The sequence below is a fragment of the Rhodopseudomonas pseudopalustris genome, from assembly GCF_900110435.1.
Taxonomy (GTDB): Bacteria; Pseudomonadota; Alphaproteobacteria; order Rhizobiales; family Xanthobacteraceae; genus Rhodopseudomonas; species Rhodopseudomonas pseudopalustris.
Window position 1 is genome coordinate 112,676 of record NZ_FODT01000003.1, and the last position, 16,911, is coordinate 129,586.

14 protein-coding genes and 1 tRNA gene are annotated in these 16,911 nt (G+C 62.6%); 7 read left to right on the forward strand and 8 right to left on the reverse strand.

Going from position 1 to position 16,911, the window contains the following annotated elements; genetic code table 11:
• Position 1: 1 nt before the first annotated feature.
• The 5 genes from BMY71_RS06810 (at position 2) to BMY71_RS06830 (ending at position 6,144) form a co-directional block, all read left to right on the forward strand.
• A complete protein-coding gene (locus tag BMY71_RS06810) occupies positions 2 to 751 on the forward strand; it encodes an SDR family NAD(P)-dependent oxidoreductase (protein WP_092682640.1) in 750 nt (249 codons plus the stop codon).
• Positions 752 to 868: 117 nt separating this feature from the next.
• A complete protein-coding gene (locus BMY71_RS06815) occupies positions 869 to 1,156 on the forward strand; it encodes a hypothetical protein (protein WP_092682642.1) in 288 nt (95 codons plus the stop codon).
• A gap of 135 nt (positions 1,157 to 1,291) precedes the next feature.
• Positions 1,292 to 1,723, forward strand: coding sequence for a TetR/AcrR family transcriptional regulator (locus tag BMY71_RS06820; RefSeq protein ID WP_244526001.1), 432 nt, complete (start codon positions 1,292 to 1,294; stop codon positions 1,721 to 1,723).
• Between the two features lie 82 nt (positions 1,724 to 1,805).
• On the forward strand, positions 1,806 to 2,966 hold the full coding sequence (locus tag BMY71_RS06825) for an efflux RND transporter periplasmic adaptor subunit (RefSeq protein ID WP_092683125.1): 1,161 nt from the start codon (positions 1,806 to 1,808) through the stop codon (positions 2,964 to 2,966).
• A 49-nt stretch (positions 2,967 to 3,015) separates the two neighbouring features.
• Positions 3,016 to 6,144, forward strand: coding sequence for an efflux RND transporter permease subunit (locus tag BMY71_RS06830; protein ID WP_011503721.1), 3,129 nt, complete (start codon positions 3,016 to 3,018; stop codon positions 6,142 to 6,144).
• A gap of 158 nt (positions 6,145 to 6,302) precedes the next feature.
• On the opposite strand, the gene BMY71_RS06835 is transcribed toward BMY71_RS06830, so the two are convergent.
• From BMY71_RS06835 to BMY71_RS06860, 6 genes are all read right to left on the reverse strand, one after another.
• Complete coding sequence (locus BMY71_RS06835; protein ID WP_011503722.1) at positions 6,303 to 7,097, reverse strand: TonB family protein; 795 nt, start codon at positions 7,095 to 7,097, stop codon at positions 6,303 to 6,305.
• A 96-nt stretch (positions 7,098 to 7,193) separates the two neighbouring features.
• Positions 7,194 to 7,646, reverse strand: a complete 453-nt coding sequence (gene exbD / locus BMY71_RS06840) for a TonB system transport protein ExbD (RefSeq protein ID WP_011503723.1) — start codon at positions 7,644 to 7,646, stop codon at positions 7,194 to 7,196.
• Between the two features lie 3 nt (positions 7,647 to 7,649).
• On the reverse strand, positions 7,650 to 8,534 hold the full coding sequence (gene exbB, locus BMY71_RS06845; protein ID WP_011503724.1) for a tonB-system energizer ExbB: 885 nt from the start codon (positions 8,532 to 8,534) through the stop codon (positions 7,650 to 7,652).
• The gene (locus tag BMY71_RS06850; RefSeq protein ID WP_011503725.1) at positions 8,531 to 9,220 is read right to left on the reverse strand and encodes a Fe2+-dependent dioxygenase; all 690 of its coding nucleotides are present in this window, start codon (positions 9,218 to 9,220) and stop codon (positions 8,531 to 8,533) included. Before BMY71_RS06850 ends, exbB begins: the two co-directional genes overlap by 4 nt.
• Positions 9,221 to 9,244: 24 nt before the next feature.
• Positions 9,245 to 11,629 carry a TonB-dependent receptor gene (locus tag BMY71_RS06855; RefSeq protein WP_092682644.1) on the reverse strand — a complete coding sequence of 795 codons (2,385 nt, stop codon included), beginning with the start codon at positions 11,627 to 11,629 and terminating at the stop codon, positions 9,245 to 9,247.
• Positions 11,630 to 11,865: 236 nt separating this feature from the next.
• Complete coding sequence (locus BMY71_RS06860) at positions 11,866 to 12,111, reverse strand: hypothetical protein (RefSeq protein ID WP_011503727.1); 246 nt, start codon at positions 12,109 to 12,111, stop codon at positions 11,866 to 11,868.
• A 347-nt stretch (positions 12,112 to 12,458) separates the two neighbouring features.
• Between BMY71_RS06860 and BMY71_RS06865 the strand changes: the two genes are divergently transcribed.
• Positions 12,459 to 14,489, forward strand: a complete 2,031-nt coding sequence (locus BMY71_RS06865) for an ATP-binding protein (RefSeq protein WP_430715320.1) — start codon at positions 12,459 to 12,461, stop codon at positions 14,487 to 14,489.
• On the opposite strand, the gene BMY71_RS24840 is transcribed toward BMY71_RS06865, so the two are convergent.
• Positions 14,483 to 14,860 (reverse strand): hypothetical protein, encoded by a 378-nt coding sequence (locus BMY71_RS24840; RefSeq protein ID WP_175557627.1) that lies wholly within the window; start codon positions 14,858 to 14,860, stop codon positions 14,483 to 14,485. The two genes, BMY71_RS06865 and BMY71_RS24840, sit on opposite strands and share 7 nt — an antisense overlap.
• Before the next feature lie 268 nt (positions 14,861 to 15,128).
• Here BMY71_RS24840 and BMY71_RS06875 point away from each other — a divergent pair.
• Positions 15,129 to 15,202 (forward strand) — tRNA-Gln (locus BMY71_RS06875).
• Between the two features lie 564 nt (positions 15,203 to 15,766).
• On the opposite strand, the gene BMY71_RS06880 is transcribed toward BMY71_RS06875, so the two are convergent.
• The gene (locus tag BMY71_RS06880) at positions 15,767 to 16,894 is read right to left on the reverse strand and encodes an OpgC family protein (RefSeq protein ID WP_092682650.1); all 1,128 of its coding nucleotides are present in this window, start codon (positions 16,892 to 16,894) and stop codon (positions 15,767 to 15,769) included.
• Positions 16,895 to 16,911 lie beyond the last annotated feature (17 nt).

A 16,911-nucleotide genomic window follows, 5' to 3' on the forward strand; every position in this document is an offset into this window, starting at 1 on the left:
CATGAACAGCATCGATCTCAATCGTCGCTGCGCCATCGTCACTGGCGGTGCGCAGGGGTTTGGCCGGGCGATCGCCGAGCGGTTCGCGGCGTCGGGTGCGCGGGTGGCGATCTGGGACCATGACATCGCGCTGGCCGAGACGACCGCCAAGGAAATCGGCGACGATGTCGTCAGTGCCTTTCAGGTCGACGTCACCGATCCCGCCGCGGTCGACGCCGCGCGCGACGCGACAATGGCCGCGTTCGGCAAGATCGACATTCTGGTCAACAATGCCGGCATCGCCGGGATCAACAAGACGGTGTGGGACACCGACTACGAGGAATGGCGCAAGGTGCTGCGCATCAATCTCGACGGTCCGTTCATCTGCTGCAAGTCGATCGTGCCGGCGATGATCGCCCACAAATACGGACGCATCGTCAATATCGCGTCGATCGCCGGCAAGGAGGGCAATCCCAACGCTGCGCACTATTCAGCCTCAAAGGCTGGACTGATCGCACTGACCAAGTCGCTCGGCAAGGAGTTGGCCGCCTACGACATCGCCGTCAATGCGGTGACGCCGGCGGCGGCCCGGACCGCAATCTTCGATCAGATGACGCAACAGCACATCGACTTCATGCTGTCGAAAATCCCGAAGGGTCGCTTCGTGCTGGTCGAGGAATTGGCGGCGATGGTGGCGTGGCTCGCATCGGAGGATTGCGCGTTCTCGACCGGCGCGGTGTTCGATATTTCGGGCGGCCGCGCGACCTATTGAATGATGATGTGTTCGTTTGATTTCATGATTGCGGGCGCGCTTTAAGCGCTGTCGCGCGGGTCTGCGACCTGCCGTCACACCAACCTGGAACGCGCACTGTCCATCCCGCCGGTTCCATTGGACCTGCTCGCATCCTTCGCTGACATTGCTGCAGCGGGCGCGAGTTTGCTCATCGCGCAAATTGCGTCCAGGCCCGCCTTGAAAACATACCAACCGGATGGTATCTTTTATTTCTCAATCGGAATTAACTTGAAATCGTTGAGCTTTTTCGACGCCGCGACGGAAAAGCCGCGCAAGTCATCGCGATCAACGGGTGGTGTTGTTTCGGCAAGCTCTCGATCCATGCCGCCGATCGTGGACGATGAGATCGGGCGCAACGCCTTCTCTCGGATGATGAAGCATTAGTGATGACGACCCCATACACGCGAAAGAAGCAGCCCGACCTGATCCGCCGCACCTTGCTCGAATGCGCAGCGAAGCTCGCCATCGAGCGCGGAGTGGCTGGGATCACGATCCAGGCCGTCGCCGACGCCGCCGGGGGTGACCAAAGGCGGGCTGTTCCACCATTTCCCGAACAAGCAGGCGCTCGTCGAGGGCGTCTTTGTCGACCTGCTGCATCAGTTGGATTCGGCGATCGATGCGCGTATGCAAGAAGACGAAGAGCCATATGGCAGCTTTACGCGCGCGTATGTCGAAGTCACGTTCGAGGAATTCGAGCTTGGAAAAACCGGGCCAGCAGCTGCGATCACACTGTCGATGCTGGCTGAGCCGACGCTGGCACGCCGTCTTGAAGACTGGCTTCAAGATCGCGCCCGGCGCCACAGCGAGACCGATCCTGGCCCCATCATGCCGATCATACGGTTCGCCGCGGATGGGATGTGGCTTCTTCACGCACTGCGAGCCACCGGCGCTCCATCGCCGATCCCGCTCAGCCTGCGCAACGAACTCGTCGCCATGACACGCCCGCGCTGACGCAACGACATCTTATTCGAACCGACGCAGCAGAATGCGGCTTCTGGCCAACCTGACTGCTCTTTTTTACCGATGGTGCAAGATGAACTCTCTCAATCGACGCTCATTCGTCGCGTTGCTGCTATTGGCTCAACTTCCACTGCTGAGCGCCTGCGGCCCTTCGTCGAGCGACAAGGCCGCCGCATCGGCGGAAGCGCCGCCCATCGTCTCCACCGTGAAGGTGGCCGCGACGTCCCTGCCCCGCATACAGGAATTCCCTGGGCGTCTGGCATCCACCCGCGTCTCGGAGGTTCGCGCGCAGGTTTCCGGAATCGTGCTCGAACGAGCGTTCGTCGAAGGCAGCGACGTCGCTCAAGGCGACACACTGTTTCGCATCAATGCAGCTGTCTATCAGGCCGAAGTGGAAAGTCGCGCCGCAGCTGTGGATCGCGCCGAAGCCACCCGCGTCCAGGCGGCGAGGCAATCCGAGCGCACCCAATTGTTGCTGGACAGGCAAGCAACCAGCACCGCGCAAAACGACGTCTCGGTGGCGGCGTTGAAGCAGGCCGAGGCGGACGTCGCCTCCGCCAAGGCGCAACTCGATCGCGCCCGGATCAACCTCGACTTCGCAACGGTGCGCGCGCCCATTGCCGGGAGGATCGGACGGGCCCTGGTCACTGAAGGCGCTTTGGTGGGGCAGAACGAACCGACACATCTCGCAACGATCCAGCAGATCGACCCCATCTACGTCGACTTCACTCAATCGGTGTCGGATCCGGGCTTTCTGCCCGGTCGCGCAAATAGCGTCTCGTCCGCGGAGGTCAGGTTGATCCGTGGCGACGGATCGATCGACGACAACGTCGGACAATTGCTGTTCTCCGACGTCAGTGTCGATCCGGGCACCGCCCAGGTCACCCTTCGCGCCAAATTCTCCAATCCAAAGGGCGCGTTGCTACCCGGCACCTATGTCCGCGTGCGTGTCGCCACCGGCAACTACGCGAACGCCGCCGTGATTCCGCCGCAGGCCATTCAAAGAAGCAGCGCCGGAGAGGCGCAAGCCTTTGTGGTGGATTCGGCCGGCAAAGTCGCCGTCAAGCCGCTGCGGACCGGCCCTTTGACCGCAGAGGGATGGGTCGTCCTCGAAGGGCTGTCGCCCGGAGAAACCGTCGTCGTCGAAGGCTTTCAAAAAATCCGTCCGGGCTCTGTGGTGAAGCCGCAGCCGTGGAAAGGCCCGAGTTCGGACAAGCAGGCGGAAGCCCGCTGAACAGCGCGCCTCGCGACCATCGACCGACGTTACTGCTCAGGGGTTCCTCGTGACTCGTTTCTTCATCGACCGCCCGATCTTCGCGTGGGCCATTTCGCTCTTCATCATGCTGGCCGGCGGCATCTCATTGGTGTCCCTCCCCATATCGCAATATCCAGACGTCGCCCCCGTGACGGTCTCGATCACGGCGAACTATCCCGGCGCGACACCTGAGCGGCTCTACGACGGCGTCACACGCATCATCGAGGAGGAGCTCAATGGCATCCCGGGGATGATGTATTTCGAGTCGACCAACGACGCCGGCGGCGCGGCCCAGATCACCGTGTCGTTCGGCCCCGGCTATGATCCGTCAAAAGCAACGATCGCGGTTCAGAATCGAATCAAGCGTATCGAGGCGCGCCTTCCACGCGCCGTTGTGCAGCAGGGCGTCCTTGTCGAGGAGGCGAGCACTGCGTTTCTGATGTTCGTCACACTCAGCGCGACCGGCGCCGGCACAACCGAGATCGAACTCGGCGACATCGCCGCCCGCCGCGTCACCGGAGAGCTGCGGCGCGTCCCCGGCGTCGGCCGCGCGACGCTCTATTCGAGCGAGAAAGCGATGCGCATCTGGATTGATCCCGACAAGCTCATCGGCCTCAATCTGACCGCGGGCGACGTGACCTCGGCGGTTGAAGGCCAGAACGCTCAGATTGCGTCCGGCATGATCGGGGCACAGCCTGCCAAAAAAGGGCAGCGCATTGCAGCGAACGTCCTGGTCAAGGGCCAACTCACTACGGTGAAGGAGTTCGAAGAAATCGTCCTGCGCGCCAACCCGGACGGATCTATCGTTCGTCTTCGCGACGTCGCCGAGGTCGAATTGGGAGGGCAGAGTTACCTGCAGCAGACCCGTCAGGATGGTAAACCCTCCGCCGGCATCGGCATCCAGCTTGCACCGGGCGCCAACGCTCTCGCGACCGCGACCGGCGTCCGCGCCAAAATCGCAGAGCTTCAAAAAACCCTGACCAACGTCAAGCTGCAGGTGCCCTACGACACCACTCCGTTCGTCCAGGTCTCGATCAAGCAGGTGTTGATGACCTTGCTCGAGGCGATGGTTCTGGTCTTCGCGGTGATGTTCCTGTTTCTCCAGAACATCCGGTACACGATCATTCCCACCATCGTCGTTCCGATCGCGTTGCTCGGCACCTGCGCGGTGATGTTGATGCTCGGATTCTCCATCAATGTTCTGACGATGTTCGGAATGGTCCTGGCGATCGGCATCCTCGTCGACGACGCCATCGTCGTCGTCGAGAACGTCGAACGCATCATGAAGGATGAAGGTCTTCCCCCCAGGGAGGCGACATTCAAAGCCATGAGCCAGATCTCCGGAGCAGTCGTCGGCATCACCGTTGTTCTGATTTCCGTTTTCGTGCCGCTCGCCTTCTTCCCAGGCTCGGTCGGCGTGATCTACCGACAATTCTCGGTAGCGATGGCGACCTCGATCGCTTTCTCGGCGTTTCTCGCTCTGTCGCTGACGCCTGCGCTTTGCGCGACGCTGCTGAAGCCGGTCGACAAGGCGCATGGCCACAGCCAGCGCGGATTCTTCGGGTTGTTCAACAGATTCTTCGATGCGACCAGCCGGCGTTACGTCGGAGGCGTCAGCAGCGTCGTGAGGCGGCCGGTTCGTTCGCTCCTCGTCTACAGCGTTCTCATCGCAGCGATGGTTTTTGGCTTCAACCGTCTGCCATCCGGATTCCTGCCGGGAGAAGACCAAGGCTACCTGATCGTCGATGTTCAAACACCGCCGGAATCTTCGACGGAACGAACTCTCGATATCATCAAGCAGATCGAGGCTCATTTTTCGTCCGAGCGCGCCGTAGACAGCTACACGACCGTCGGAGGTTACGGCTTTTCCGGCCAAGGACAGAACACGGCAATTGCCTTCATCAACTTGAAGGATTGGTCGGAGCGCGGGGCAAATGACAGCGCGCAGTCGATCGGCGATCGCGCGAATGCGTTTCTGAGCACACTCCCCGACGCTATCGCAATTTCGCTCGCGCCGCCGCCGATCGAGTCGCTCGGCAACTCGGCCGGCTTCACCTTCCGTCTCCAGGACAAGGAGCAGAAGGGTTATGCCGCTCTCGCTGCGGCACGAGATCAGCTCCTGAATGCGGCGACACAGAGCCCGGTCCTGCAAGGCGTCTATGTCGAGGGTTTGCCGACCGCGCCCCAGATCGAGATGCTGATCGACCGCGAGAAGGCCAATGCACTCGGCGTCACCTTCGCAGCGATCAACCAGGCGCTATCGACCAGCTTGGGATCGACCTACGTCAACGATTTCCCGAACAACGCACGCATGCAGCGCGTGATCGTGCAAGCCGATGCCAATCGGCGGATGACGGCCGAGGACATTTTGCAACTGTCGGTGAGGAACAGCAAGAATCAGATGGTTCCGCTGCAATCGGTGGCACAGGTGAAATGGTCGATGGGACCGTCACAAGTCGTCGGCTTCAACGGGTTTCCAAGTATCAAATTCAGCGGCAGCGCGGCGCCAGGATACGCGAGCGGCGACGCGATGGCCGAGATGGAGCGCCTTGCCGCGGAGCTTCCGAGCGGCTTCGACTACGCATGGTCGGGCCAATCATTGCAGGAAAAGCTGTCGGGCAGCCAAGCCATCTACCTGCTCGTGCTATCGCTGCTGTGCGTCTTCCTGTGCCTGGCGGCGCTTTACGAAAGCTGGTCGATTCCGTTCGCCGTGCTGCTCGTGGTGCCGACCGGCGTGATCGGATCGGTGTTCGCGATGCTGCTGCGCGATATGCCGAATGACATCTACTTCAAGGTCGGCCTGATTACCGTGATCGGGCTGTCGGCGAAGAACGCGATCCTGATTATTGAGATCGCAAAGGACCTCGTCGCCCAGGGCGTAGCCTTCGGCGAGGCGGCGATCGAAGCCTGCCGACGTCGCTTCCGTCCCATCTTGATGACATCGCTCGCATTCATTCTGGGTGTTTTGCCGCTCGCGATTGCAACGGGCGCAGGCTCCAATAGTCAGCGCGCGATCGGCACCGGCGTTTTCGGCGGCATGTTGACGGCGACGGCGCTCGCGATCTTCTTCACCCCTGTCTTGTACGTCCTGATCACCAGCACATTCGGGAAGCGCAAAGGCAAAAGCAGTGGTGGTGAGACGCCAGTTCCTGAGTAATCGCCAGGATCCCGGGCGATCGGTCGCACGACCACGACAGGCTCGGCTTAGATGCTTATATGCTCGAACCCGGCGCCATGCAGAGACGGCTTGAGATCGCTGCTCGAGCCGTCCAGGCGGGGAAATTGAGGCCACCGAGCGTACTTTGACCGCCTTGCTCAGCCCTTCCCCTTGGTCCGGAAAATCACCGGCAGGCTGAAGGTGAGGCCTTCGTCGGCGATCAGCGGCGGCGGTGCGGGGACCGGGTCGGAGCGCCTGACCATGTCGAGCGCGGCCTGATCGAAGGCGGCGTCGCCGGAGCCTTCGACGATCCTGGTCGAGAGCACGTGGCCGAGCCGGTCGAGTTCGAAGCTGACCACGATCTTGACGTTCTTCTGAGCCCCTTCCTTCGGGTAGCGCTTGTGCTTGTCGAGATAGGCGACGAGCTCCTTCTGCCAGGTGGCGCGAATGCGCTGCGCGGCCTGGCCTACGCCCTGGGCCGGCGCGACCGAGCGCGGGCCTTCCTTGGCGGTTTCGTTGCTCGGCATCGCGGTGGCTTCGGCCGCGACCGACTCGGTCGACGCCTGCTGTCGCACCACCGCCTTTTCCTTCTGCTCCTCGTCGGGCTTTTTCGGCTGCTCGGTCGTGACGATGCGGTCGGCCTCTTCGGTCTGCTGCGGAGTGTCCTTCGGCAGGTCGCTTTGCTTGACCTCGGCCTTCTGCTCGTTCAGCGCCGGCGACGCGGCAGAGGCGTCGGTCTCCGGACCCGGCGGCAGGTCGCTCGCCTCGTGCTTCGGGGACATCATCTCGAGGCCGACCTCGATCGCCTGCGCGCCGAGCGCGTCGTCGTCAACATCATCCACGCGATGCGACAGCGCCAAGGCGACGCCGCCGACATGCAGCGCGACGGCGGCGACGCCGGCGATCAGCCACAACGGGCGCGACGGCTTGCGGGAGAAATCGAACTCGGTCATGCGCACAACGATCGTTTCATCGCCCTTGTATCACGGCCTGCGCCGGCACGGTTGCCGGACCGCGGCAGCCCGCCGACCGCCCTCACGAACCACCCGTTACTGTGCGGCGCCCGGAGTCGCCCCGGGCACCCCTTCGAGCGCCACCAGCTTGATCTTGGCATAGCCGCCGGCGCGTAGCATCTCCAGGACGTCCATCAGCTCGCCATAGGGCACCGCGCGGTCGGCGCGCAGGAAGATGAAGCGATCCTTGGTCATGTCCGGCATCGACTCAAGAGTCTGCACCAGATCGACGCGCTTGACCTGGTTCTCGCCGATCGCCACCGCGAGGTCGGACTTGATGCTGACATAGGTCGGCTTGTCCGGCCGCTTCTGCGGCGTTGCCGTCGAGGTCGGCAGGCTCACCGGCAGATCAACGGTCGACAGCGGCGCGGCGACCATGAAGATGATCAGCAGCACCAGAATGACGTCGATGAACGGCGTCACATTGATCTCGTGGGTCTCTTCGAAATCGTCGTCGAGACCGTCGAAATCGCCGAGCGAGGCGCCCATCGCCTATTCCGCCGCGCGCGCGTGATGACCGCCACCATGGCCGCGGTCGAGGTCGCGCGAAAGCAACCGTCCGACCGCGCCGGACGCCCGCGACACCAGTTCGAGATACACCCGGGTCTCGCGGGTGAAGTGATTGTAGATCAGCACCGCCGGAATAGCCGCGACCAGGCCGATCGCGGTGGCGAGCAGCGCCTCCGCGATGCCGGGCGCAACCACCGCGAGGTTGGTGGTCTGCGACTTCGAGATGCCGATAAAGCTGTTCATGATGCCCCACACCGTGCCGAACAGGCCGATGAACGGCGCCGTCGCGCCGATCGAGGCGAGGAAGCCCATGCCGTGGCGCATGTGCCGCGCCTCGGCGCGCACGATCTCGCTGAAGCTCGAGGCGACGCGCTCCTTGATACCGGAATCGCTGGCGATGCCGGCCGACAGCCGCGCCTCGCGCACGGCCGCCGTCACCAGCGATGTCAGCAGATGATCGCTGTCGCCGAGCGCGAGCTGCGCTTCCGAGAGCGACCGCGATTCCGCGATCTGCTTCAGCGCGGACCGCAACCGCCAGCGGGCGCGACCGAGTTCGATCTTCTTGGCGATGAAGATGGTCCAGGTGATCACCGAAGCGAAGGCCAGCCCGACCATCACCGCCTTCACGACGATGTCGGCCTGAAGAAACATCGTCCATGGCGACAATTCGGCGAGGCCAGGCGCGACGCTTGCACCCGTCGAAGCGCCGGCCGAGGTCAGCGCCTGGGTCGCCCCCTTGGTCTCGGGCGCAGCGGCGGATTGCACCTGTTGCACCGGCGGCTGCTGCGCGGAAATCGGCGCGACCGGCGCCAGCAACGATAGCGCAACCAACGCAACGGCGATCAATCGGATTTTCGACAGGTTCATACGTCGGCCCAGTACCGGATGAGGTTGTGATAAATACCGGTCAATTTGACCGTTTCAGGGTCATCGCGTCCCAGCCGCTCGACCAGAGCCTGAATGGCGCCGTCGAGATCGTAGATCATGCTGCGCGCATGGGCATCACGTATCATGCTCTGCAACCAGAAAAAAGACGCGACCCGCGCTCCGCGGGTCACGGGCGTCACCATGTGCAGGCTGGACGACGGGTACAGAACGCAGTCCCCGGCCGGCAGCTTGACCTCGTGCGACCCGTAGGTGTCCTCGACCACCAGCTCGCCGCCGTCATATTCATCGGGCTCCGCGAGGAACAGCGTGACTGAAAGGTCGGTGCGAATACGCAGCCCGGTGAGCGGGTCGCCGCGCACCGCATTATCGACGTGAATACCGAAATGGTGATTGCCCGACGCGGCATAGCGGTTGAACAGCGGCGGGAAGATCTGCAACGGCACCGCCGCCGAGACGAATTTCGGATTGGCGGTCAGGGCCGACACGATGCGGCGGCCGAGCATGCGGGCGAGTTCGCTGTCCGGCGGCAGTTGCTCGTTGCGTTTGACCATCGCCGACTGCGCGCCGGCGGTGGAGCGGCCATCCTCCCAGTCCGCTTGGTCCATCAGGCGACGGAATTCCGTCACCTCATGTTTCGACAGAATCTCGGGAATACAAACCAGCATGACAGCTCCAGTTTCGGCCGCGTGTCAGAGCGCGCCGCGCAGGGTCAGCAGCACCGAACGACCCGGCGCGATGAACACGAACGGCGAGGCGCTGCGATAGAACGCGTCGTAATAAGTCGTGTTGAGGATGTTGTTGACCGACAGCTTGGCGGTCAGGTGCCTGTCGACCTTGAACTCGACGAAGCTATCGAACCGCCAATGTTCGGGCAGCACGTTGCCGTTGATGGCGCCGAAGGTGCCGCCGTAGATCTTCGAGGCGTAGGTCGCCTGCCCGCCGACTTCCCAATGGTCGTCGAACTTGTATTTGGTGAGCAGGTTGAATGACTGGTGCGCGATATTGGCGAGTTGAGCGCCGACCTGGGCCGCATCGATCGATTGCAGGACCTGGCTCTCCATCAGCACCAGGCCGCCGAACACGCTCCAGCGGTCGGTGATCTTGCCGGCCACCTCGAGGTCGATGCCACGGACGCGATAGGCCGCTCCGCCGATGATGGTGCTGCCGGACGTCTCCCGGGCGTTGGTCTTGTCGGTCTGGAACAGCGAGCCGGTCAGCAGCAGGTGCCGGTTGAACAGCTCCCATTTGGTGCCGACCTCGACCGCCTTGTTCTGCTCGGGCGTCAGCGCCTGGAACACGGCGTTGCTGACGACGAGGCCGCCATAGGCCGAACCCGAGGCATCGAGCCCGGCGCCGACCGGGTTCGACGAGGTCGCATAGGCCGAGTACAGGCTGGCATAGGGCAGCGGCTTCACCACCACGCCGGCATTGTAGTTGAACATTCCGGACTGCACCCCGCTCGACGCCGTCGAGCTGACGCCGCGGATGTCGTAATCGTCGTAGCGAATCCCGCCATTGACGATGATAAAATCGTTGTAGTTGGCGGTCTCGATCGCGTAGACCGATTTGGTGTCGACCGTGATATTGGTCGGGTTGCCGGCGCGCTGCGGCGCGCTGGAGAACTCGAACAGATTCGGCGGCGCCAGCAGCGGCACGGTGATCCGGCCGCCGGTCTGGAAGCCAGCCAGCTCCGAGGAGAGCCCGGCATAGTTGTCGCGCATCACCTTTTCCTGCGACACCTCGGCGCCGGTAATCAGCGCGTGCTTGATCGGGCCAGTGTCGAATTTGTAGGTCAGGTCGGTCTGGTTGGCGAGAACGTCGGTGACCTGATAGCGACTCTGCGACGCCAGCGACACCGTGGTGGCGGTCGGGTTGCTCGGCAACGTCCCGATGTAGTCGAGCACCGAGCGGGCGGCGCGGGTGCGATTGCTCAGCGTGATGTCGGGCGTGATGTTGAATTCGCCGGTCAGCGTGCCGAAATCCTGCTGCGCCTTCTGGAAGTCGCGATTGACGAAGCCGTAATAGGTGTTGCGCGGCACGTTCACGCTGGTCGAGGGCCGGCGCAGCGCGGTGTTGTAAGGCACGCCGAAATCCGGCAGGCCGTTGAGATCGGTGTGGACGTAGTTCGCGGTGATCTTGATGGCGTCGGTCGGCGTCCACTTGATCGCCCCGAGGGTTCCCCAGCGGTCATCGAAGACATAGTTGCGGCCGGCGACGTTGGCCTGCTGGTACAGGCCGTCGAACCGCACGGCCAGCGTCGGGCTGATCACCTGGTTGACGTCGACCGTGACGCGCCTGGTGGCGTCGGTGCCGAATGTGGTCTCGGCCTTGGTGAAATTGCCCTCCGTCGAGGCCTGCTTGGTGACGATGTTGATCGCGCCGCCAGCGGTGCCGCGTCCGGCAAGCGTCGAGGCAGGCCCACGCAGAATTTCGACCTGCTCGGTGAAGAAGTTCTCGCGGATCGAGACAGCCGGATCGCGGATGCCGTCGATAAAGACGTCGTTGCGGGCGTCGAAGCCGCGGATGAAGAAGCGATCGCCGAAGGCGTTGCCGCCCTCGCCGGTGCCGAGCGTCACGCCGGCGGTGGAGCGCGCCACGTCACGCAGCGAGGTCGCGTTCTTGTCCTGCAGAATCTCCTTGCTCAGCACCGTCACCGTCCGTGGGGTGTTCAACACCGGCTCGGTGAACTTCGAGCCGGACAGCCGGTCGACCTTGTAGGGCGCATCCGCATCCGCATAGGGGTTGCGATCCGCCGACAACACGCCGGCATTCGGAAACGGCACCGGCGCCACCTGAGCCGGCTGCGCGCGCCGCGCCGCCCGGCGCAACGCGGTGCGCGCACGGATTTGATCGGGCGTCGGCTGCGCCGCCACAGGGCGCGGCCGCGCCACCGGCGCATCGACCGTCACCGCGGGCAGGCTCGATTGCTGCGCCTCGGCGCCGCCGATCGACGCCACCGCGATCATCCCGGCGACCGCCGAAACCTTGCGGCCGTAGTAACTGTCGAGCTGATCATTGTACGTTCGGATCGACGCTTCTGCGCGCAGCGACCTCGGTGCCTTGGCTCCACTCATTTCGCCCACCACCCCAACTGCATTTGCTAATTATCTGCAGGTTGAACTGGTATCGGTCGCAAAATGGGGGGTCAACGCGCGAGAGGCGCTGTAGAATTGGAATCGCTCAAGATCAAAACCATTCTAAACAAGCACCTCCGGAGACATCCGGAGGCGATCACAGAAACCGTACGGGGATCATGCGAAAACGAACAACTACGTTGTGATTGCACGCCGCTGACATGGCGCGCAGCGGCCTATTCGACCGAGGGGCTCGGCGGCTTCATCAGCGAGAACAATTCGTCGACGGTTTGCTGCGCGATCACCCGCACACGGTCGTTATCGAGCGAACCATCAATTCTGATTCCACTCACCACCGCGCGAATCTCGTCGCGAAACTCGCTGAGAAAACGCAACGGATCCGCCTGATCATTGGCGACACGCGCGATCAGGCCGGTAATCAGGATCTGGCAGGCGATCATTCGCCCGTTGAGTTCTTCCATGGTCCAATTCCCGTCGGAACCGGCGGCGCGGCGCCGTCGACCGGCTCGACACAATCTGCCGTCAGATGCCACGGCTCTTCCGAAATACGAAATGGATCGTCTCTAAACTCCGCCCGAGTGATCGGCGAAGCGGTCGCTGGAACTTGCGGGCTGGACTGATAAAGCCCCCTCCGGGCTTGATGAAACGCAATGCGCTGGCTGCTCGATTGCGTAACGATCCCTCTAAAGAGCGTGGGAGGTAGTCCTTATTGTTCGATCCTGTTCGCGATGATGCTGTCCCGAGCCGCGCTCTGCGTCTTGCTGAGTTGCTTCCGCGTGCGATCGGCATCGACACCGACTGCATCGCCTTGCTCGATCCCGCAGGCTTCATCCTTGAGGTCAATCCGGCATGGTCGCTCTCCGGCGATGCTGGCGCCCCTGAGAGTGCCGTCGGCCGCAACTGGACCGAAATCTGGCTGGCCGGCGGACGCGACGCGGCGTTCGATGCGGTCCGGCGCGCTCGAACAGGCTTGTCGATCAGATTCACGGCGCAGGGGCCGAGCGCAAACGGCGAGCCCCGATGGTTCGATGTCATCGTCGATCCGATCTGCGACGCCGACGGCCGGTTCGCGCAGATTCTGACGCGGGCCCGCGACATCACGATCCACAAGAACCGCGAAGCCGAACTGCAACGCCACCTCGACGAAAAGACTGCGGCGCTGTCGGTTCTGGCCCGGCAGCTCGAAGCCGAATCCTCGGATCGATCGGCGGCGGCGGCGCGGGCCGCTCATACCGACCGGATCCGGTTGTTGGGCCAGTTCGTCATCGGCATCATCCACGACTTCAACAATGTCCTGACGGTGCTGAACGGCGCCTCGGCGATGCTGCTGCGGGGCGGCTTGACCCAACAGCAGGCGCGGATCCTGCGGGATATCAATCAAGCGATTTCCGGCGCCGCACAATTGTCGCGCCGGCTCCTCGAGTTCTCCCGGCTCGACGGCACCGAGCCGGAACAGATCGCGCTGCCCGACTTCTTGAAGACCACAGCCGCAATGCTGTCCCACCTGATGAAGGCCGACATCGATCTCGTGATCGACGTCGATGATGCCTGCTGGCCTGTCTTGGCTAGTCCCGGCGCGTTACGCTCGGTGGTCCTGAACCTGACCGCCAATGCCGGCGACGCCATGCCGAACGGCGGCAGCCTGACGATTACAGCCCGCAACTGTTACAGCACTGAGCGGCCGCCCGCGCTCGCTGTCGGCGACTATGTCCATCTGTCGTTCAGCGACACCGGTTGCGGCATGACCCAGGCCGCGCTGGCGCGTGCAGGCGAAGCCTTCTACACCACCAAGAGCCAAGGCCGAGGAACCGGGCTCGGCCTCGCCTCTGCGTTTGAACTGGCGGGGCAATGCGGCGGCCGGGTATTGATCTCCAGTGCACAGGGCGTCGGCACGACCATCAACATCTACCTGCCTCGCGCGGGACTTCACGGTACGACTGCCGCTCCATCCGAGCCGAAGATCGATCGGACACTGCACGGCAACGCCACGATTCTGGTGATCGCGCCTGACGAGACGATCCGCCGCCATTTGGCGACGATGCTGAGAAATCTCGACTACCGCGTGATCGTCGCCGAGCGTGACGACGTGGCGCTGGCGCTACTGGCCAGTGGTATGAAGCCGAATCTGGTCCTGTTCGACCTGCAACGCGATCAGCAGGCCGGCGCGCAACTGGCTGCGCAACTGCGCCAAACAGATTCGGCCCTGCCGATCGTCTTCCTCGCAGATTCCACATCGGCCCACCGGCTGCACGGCGAATTGATCTTCAGAAAGCCGGTCGTCGAAACTCAAATCGCCAGGGCAATCCTGGAGCTACTCGGGCGGTTGCCGGCTTCGATCGCGTCGGCGGACGCGTTGCGCGCATCCGACAGGCTGCGCGACCGGATCCGCAATCCGCGAATGCGCGCGGTCTACGATCAATGGCGCGATCTCGCCGCGAGCCTCGGCCGCTTGCCATCGCCGGCCGACGCCGAACCGCTGACGCACGATCTCAAGGACGACACCTGCCTACTGAAGATCGTGCACGGCCAGCCCTCCCCGGTGTTTCAGTTCGTCTTCGCGGGGGCGGCGCTGGTCGGACGATTGGGCCGCGAACTCGCGGGCGAGTTGGTCTCGGCGTCAGACCAGAACGTGATCGCCTCGCTCGCAGGTGCTTACCAGCGCGGCTTGAGCGGTCTGGCGCATTTCGACTACGCGCGCTTCCCCCTCGGGGACGACACCATGGTGCTGTTCGAACGGCTGGTGTTGCCGCTCTCGGACGACGGCGAACGAGTCAGTCATCTCGCAGGCGTGATCACTTTCGACGAAATCCACAACGACAGCGAGAGGAACGCTCAATGAATACGGTCGATTTTCACGATTCCGACCTCGCTCGGACCATCGAGCAACTCGCGCCCGAGCAGATCGACGCCTTGCCTTTCGGCGTGATCAAGCTCGATGGCAACGGCATCGTCACCGTGTTCAACCGAACCGAAGCCATCGAATCCGGCTACAAGTCGCGACCTGCGTTGGGGTTGGACTTCTTCCTTCAGGTCGCCCCCTGCATGGGGCAGCCCGAATTTCGGGGACGCATCGAGCAGGCGCGACAGCTCGGACGGGTCGATATCGAGCTTGGCTGGGTTGGTGACTTCAGCGACATCAACCGGTCGCTTCAAGTCCGCATCCAATCGGCGAGCGATGGCGGCCTGTGGATATTCAATCTTCGCGACCACGCATAGAGGTCCTCACCCTGACCTTCTGCGCTGAGCAATTCGTGCCGCCGCCGGCGGAGAAACGACAGCGCGGCGGCGGGTCAGTGTCAAACAGACGGCGAATGCGGCGCGGCGGCAAAGCACTCTCGACGCCGGTTTTCTTCGTCCGGAGCCCTTGCAGGGACGTGCCGAGCCCGTTAGAAGTCGCCCCACATTCGAGGCGCAGCGCAATTCGATTCAGATCGCGCCCGGCGCCAGTCTAAATGCCTGAACTCGTTCGGCATTTTGGTGGGGAATGGTGTAACGGTAGCACAACAGACTCTGACTCTGTTTGTCTAGGTTCGAATCCTAGTTCCCCAGCCAATTCGGCTATAAGATAATAAACACAATAATTTAGCTCTAGCGCAGCGACTTGGATCGTGCGCTGGCAACGGCTTGCCCCTGCCGTCGGGAGTTGCGGAAGAACGCGCGCGCACGGAATCAAGACTTCCAAACGGGCCGCGCGATTCCAAGGCGCACGGTCAGTAAGGCTTGTTCAGACCTTCGGACGCTGGGGCGGATATCTGTCGGGCCGCATCGTGTGACGTTTCATCATGATGTCGATCTGTGCGCCGCACCTCGGGCAGACCCATGCCAGATTCTCGTATCCGGGCAGCAAGGGACCTTGAAACAGCTGCTTCGCTGCTTGACACAAGTTGCAGCCTTCATCGGGCATCGGCGACCTCCCCAATCGTATCCGCTTAATGCAGTTTGGATGCCAGATCGATTGGGGTCTTTCCTGACGAAATCGCCCACGCCAGCATTTTCCGGGCAGGTCAGGCCCGTCGGTGAGTTCAACACTGAATTTTCCGGCCCTGCCGGCGCGGCGCCGATACGGCCTGCTTGAAGATCGAAGTATCCGTCATCGGCGCATCACGGTTCACCCAACTACACGGCGAGCGACCTGCTCTTCACCCAAGTCCGGAAATAGGCAACCGCGACCATCCCGGCAATGCCGACGACGCTCACGAAGATCTGAGCCGCGAAAGAGTCGTTGATCAGGTGGAGCGCGAAATAGGCGATGGCTGCCAAGAAGGTTCCCACGCAGAACACTTCCAGCGAGTGCTGGCCGCTGACGATCAACGGCCGCCACACCGGCCAGTTGAGCGATGGAGCATCCCTCGGAATAAGACGCGCCACGATGATCGCCAATGCCAGAAAGTGAACGATGCGATACGGCGCGAGGTTTGTCTTGTCGTTCAGGGAGAACGCAAGCCGAAACGTCTCGGGCAACAACCAGTCGTTCCCGGTGCGTAGTGCGACAGTCACGATCGCAGACACAGCCACGATCGCGACGGCCAGCGCCATGATGATCCTCGACCGCAAGATCTTCTGCAACGCGTCGCGATCGACGATCGCCGTCCACGCCCCGATCACGAACAGAAATTGCCAGGCGAACGGGTTGAAGTACCAGGAACCGGACGGATAGTCGGTGAGATTCCAGCCTAACCACCGCGCGACAATGTAGAGGATGAACGAACCGGCCAATGCGACGTTGGGCGACTTCGTGAGCAGCCAGAGCACCGGCGGAAACGGCGCCATCAGCGCGATGTAGAGCGGCAGAACATCCAGATTGAGCGGCCGATATTCGAGCAGAAGACCGTGCTTCAGAAATTCGACCGGATCGGCGATCAGCCTGCGGATGTTGTATTGGTCGAGAAGATGGGCATGCCCATCGACCTGCCCCACATAGCCGACGGCAACCACGTAGAAGACGAAAAGCAGCACATAGGCGACATAGATCTGCCAGACCCGGCCGAGAATTCCGATTGCCGCCGCGAGCAATCCTTTGGCGCGCATCATCCGCGCATACACGAATGCGACCGTGAATCCGGAGACGTAGACGAACAATTCAGCAGCGTCGCTGAATCCGTAGTTTCGCATCGTCAGCCATGCGACGGCGTTGTTGGGGATGTGATCCAGAAAGATCGCCCAGTTCGCCATGCCGCGGAAGAGATCGAGACGCAGATCGCGCTTGGTAGCGGTAGATTTCGTTGCTTCGCTCATGGTGTCCATTCGGGAGCGCCGCAGCT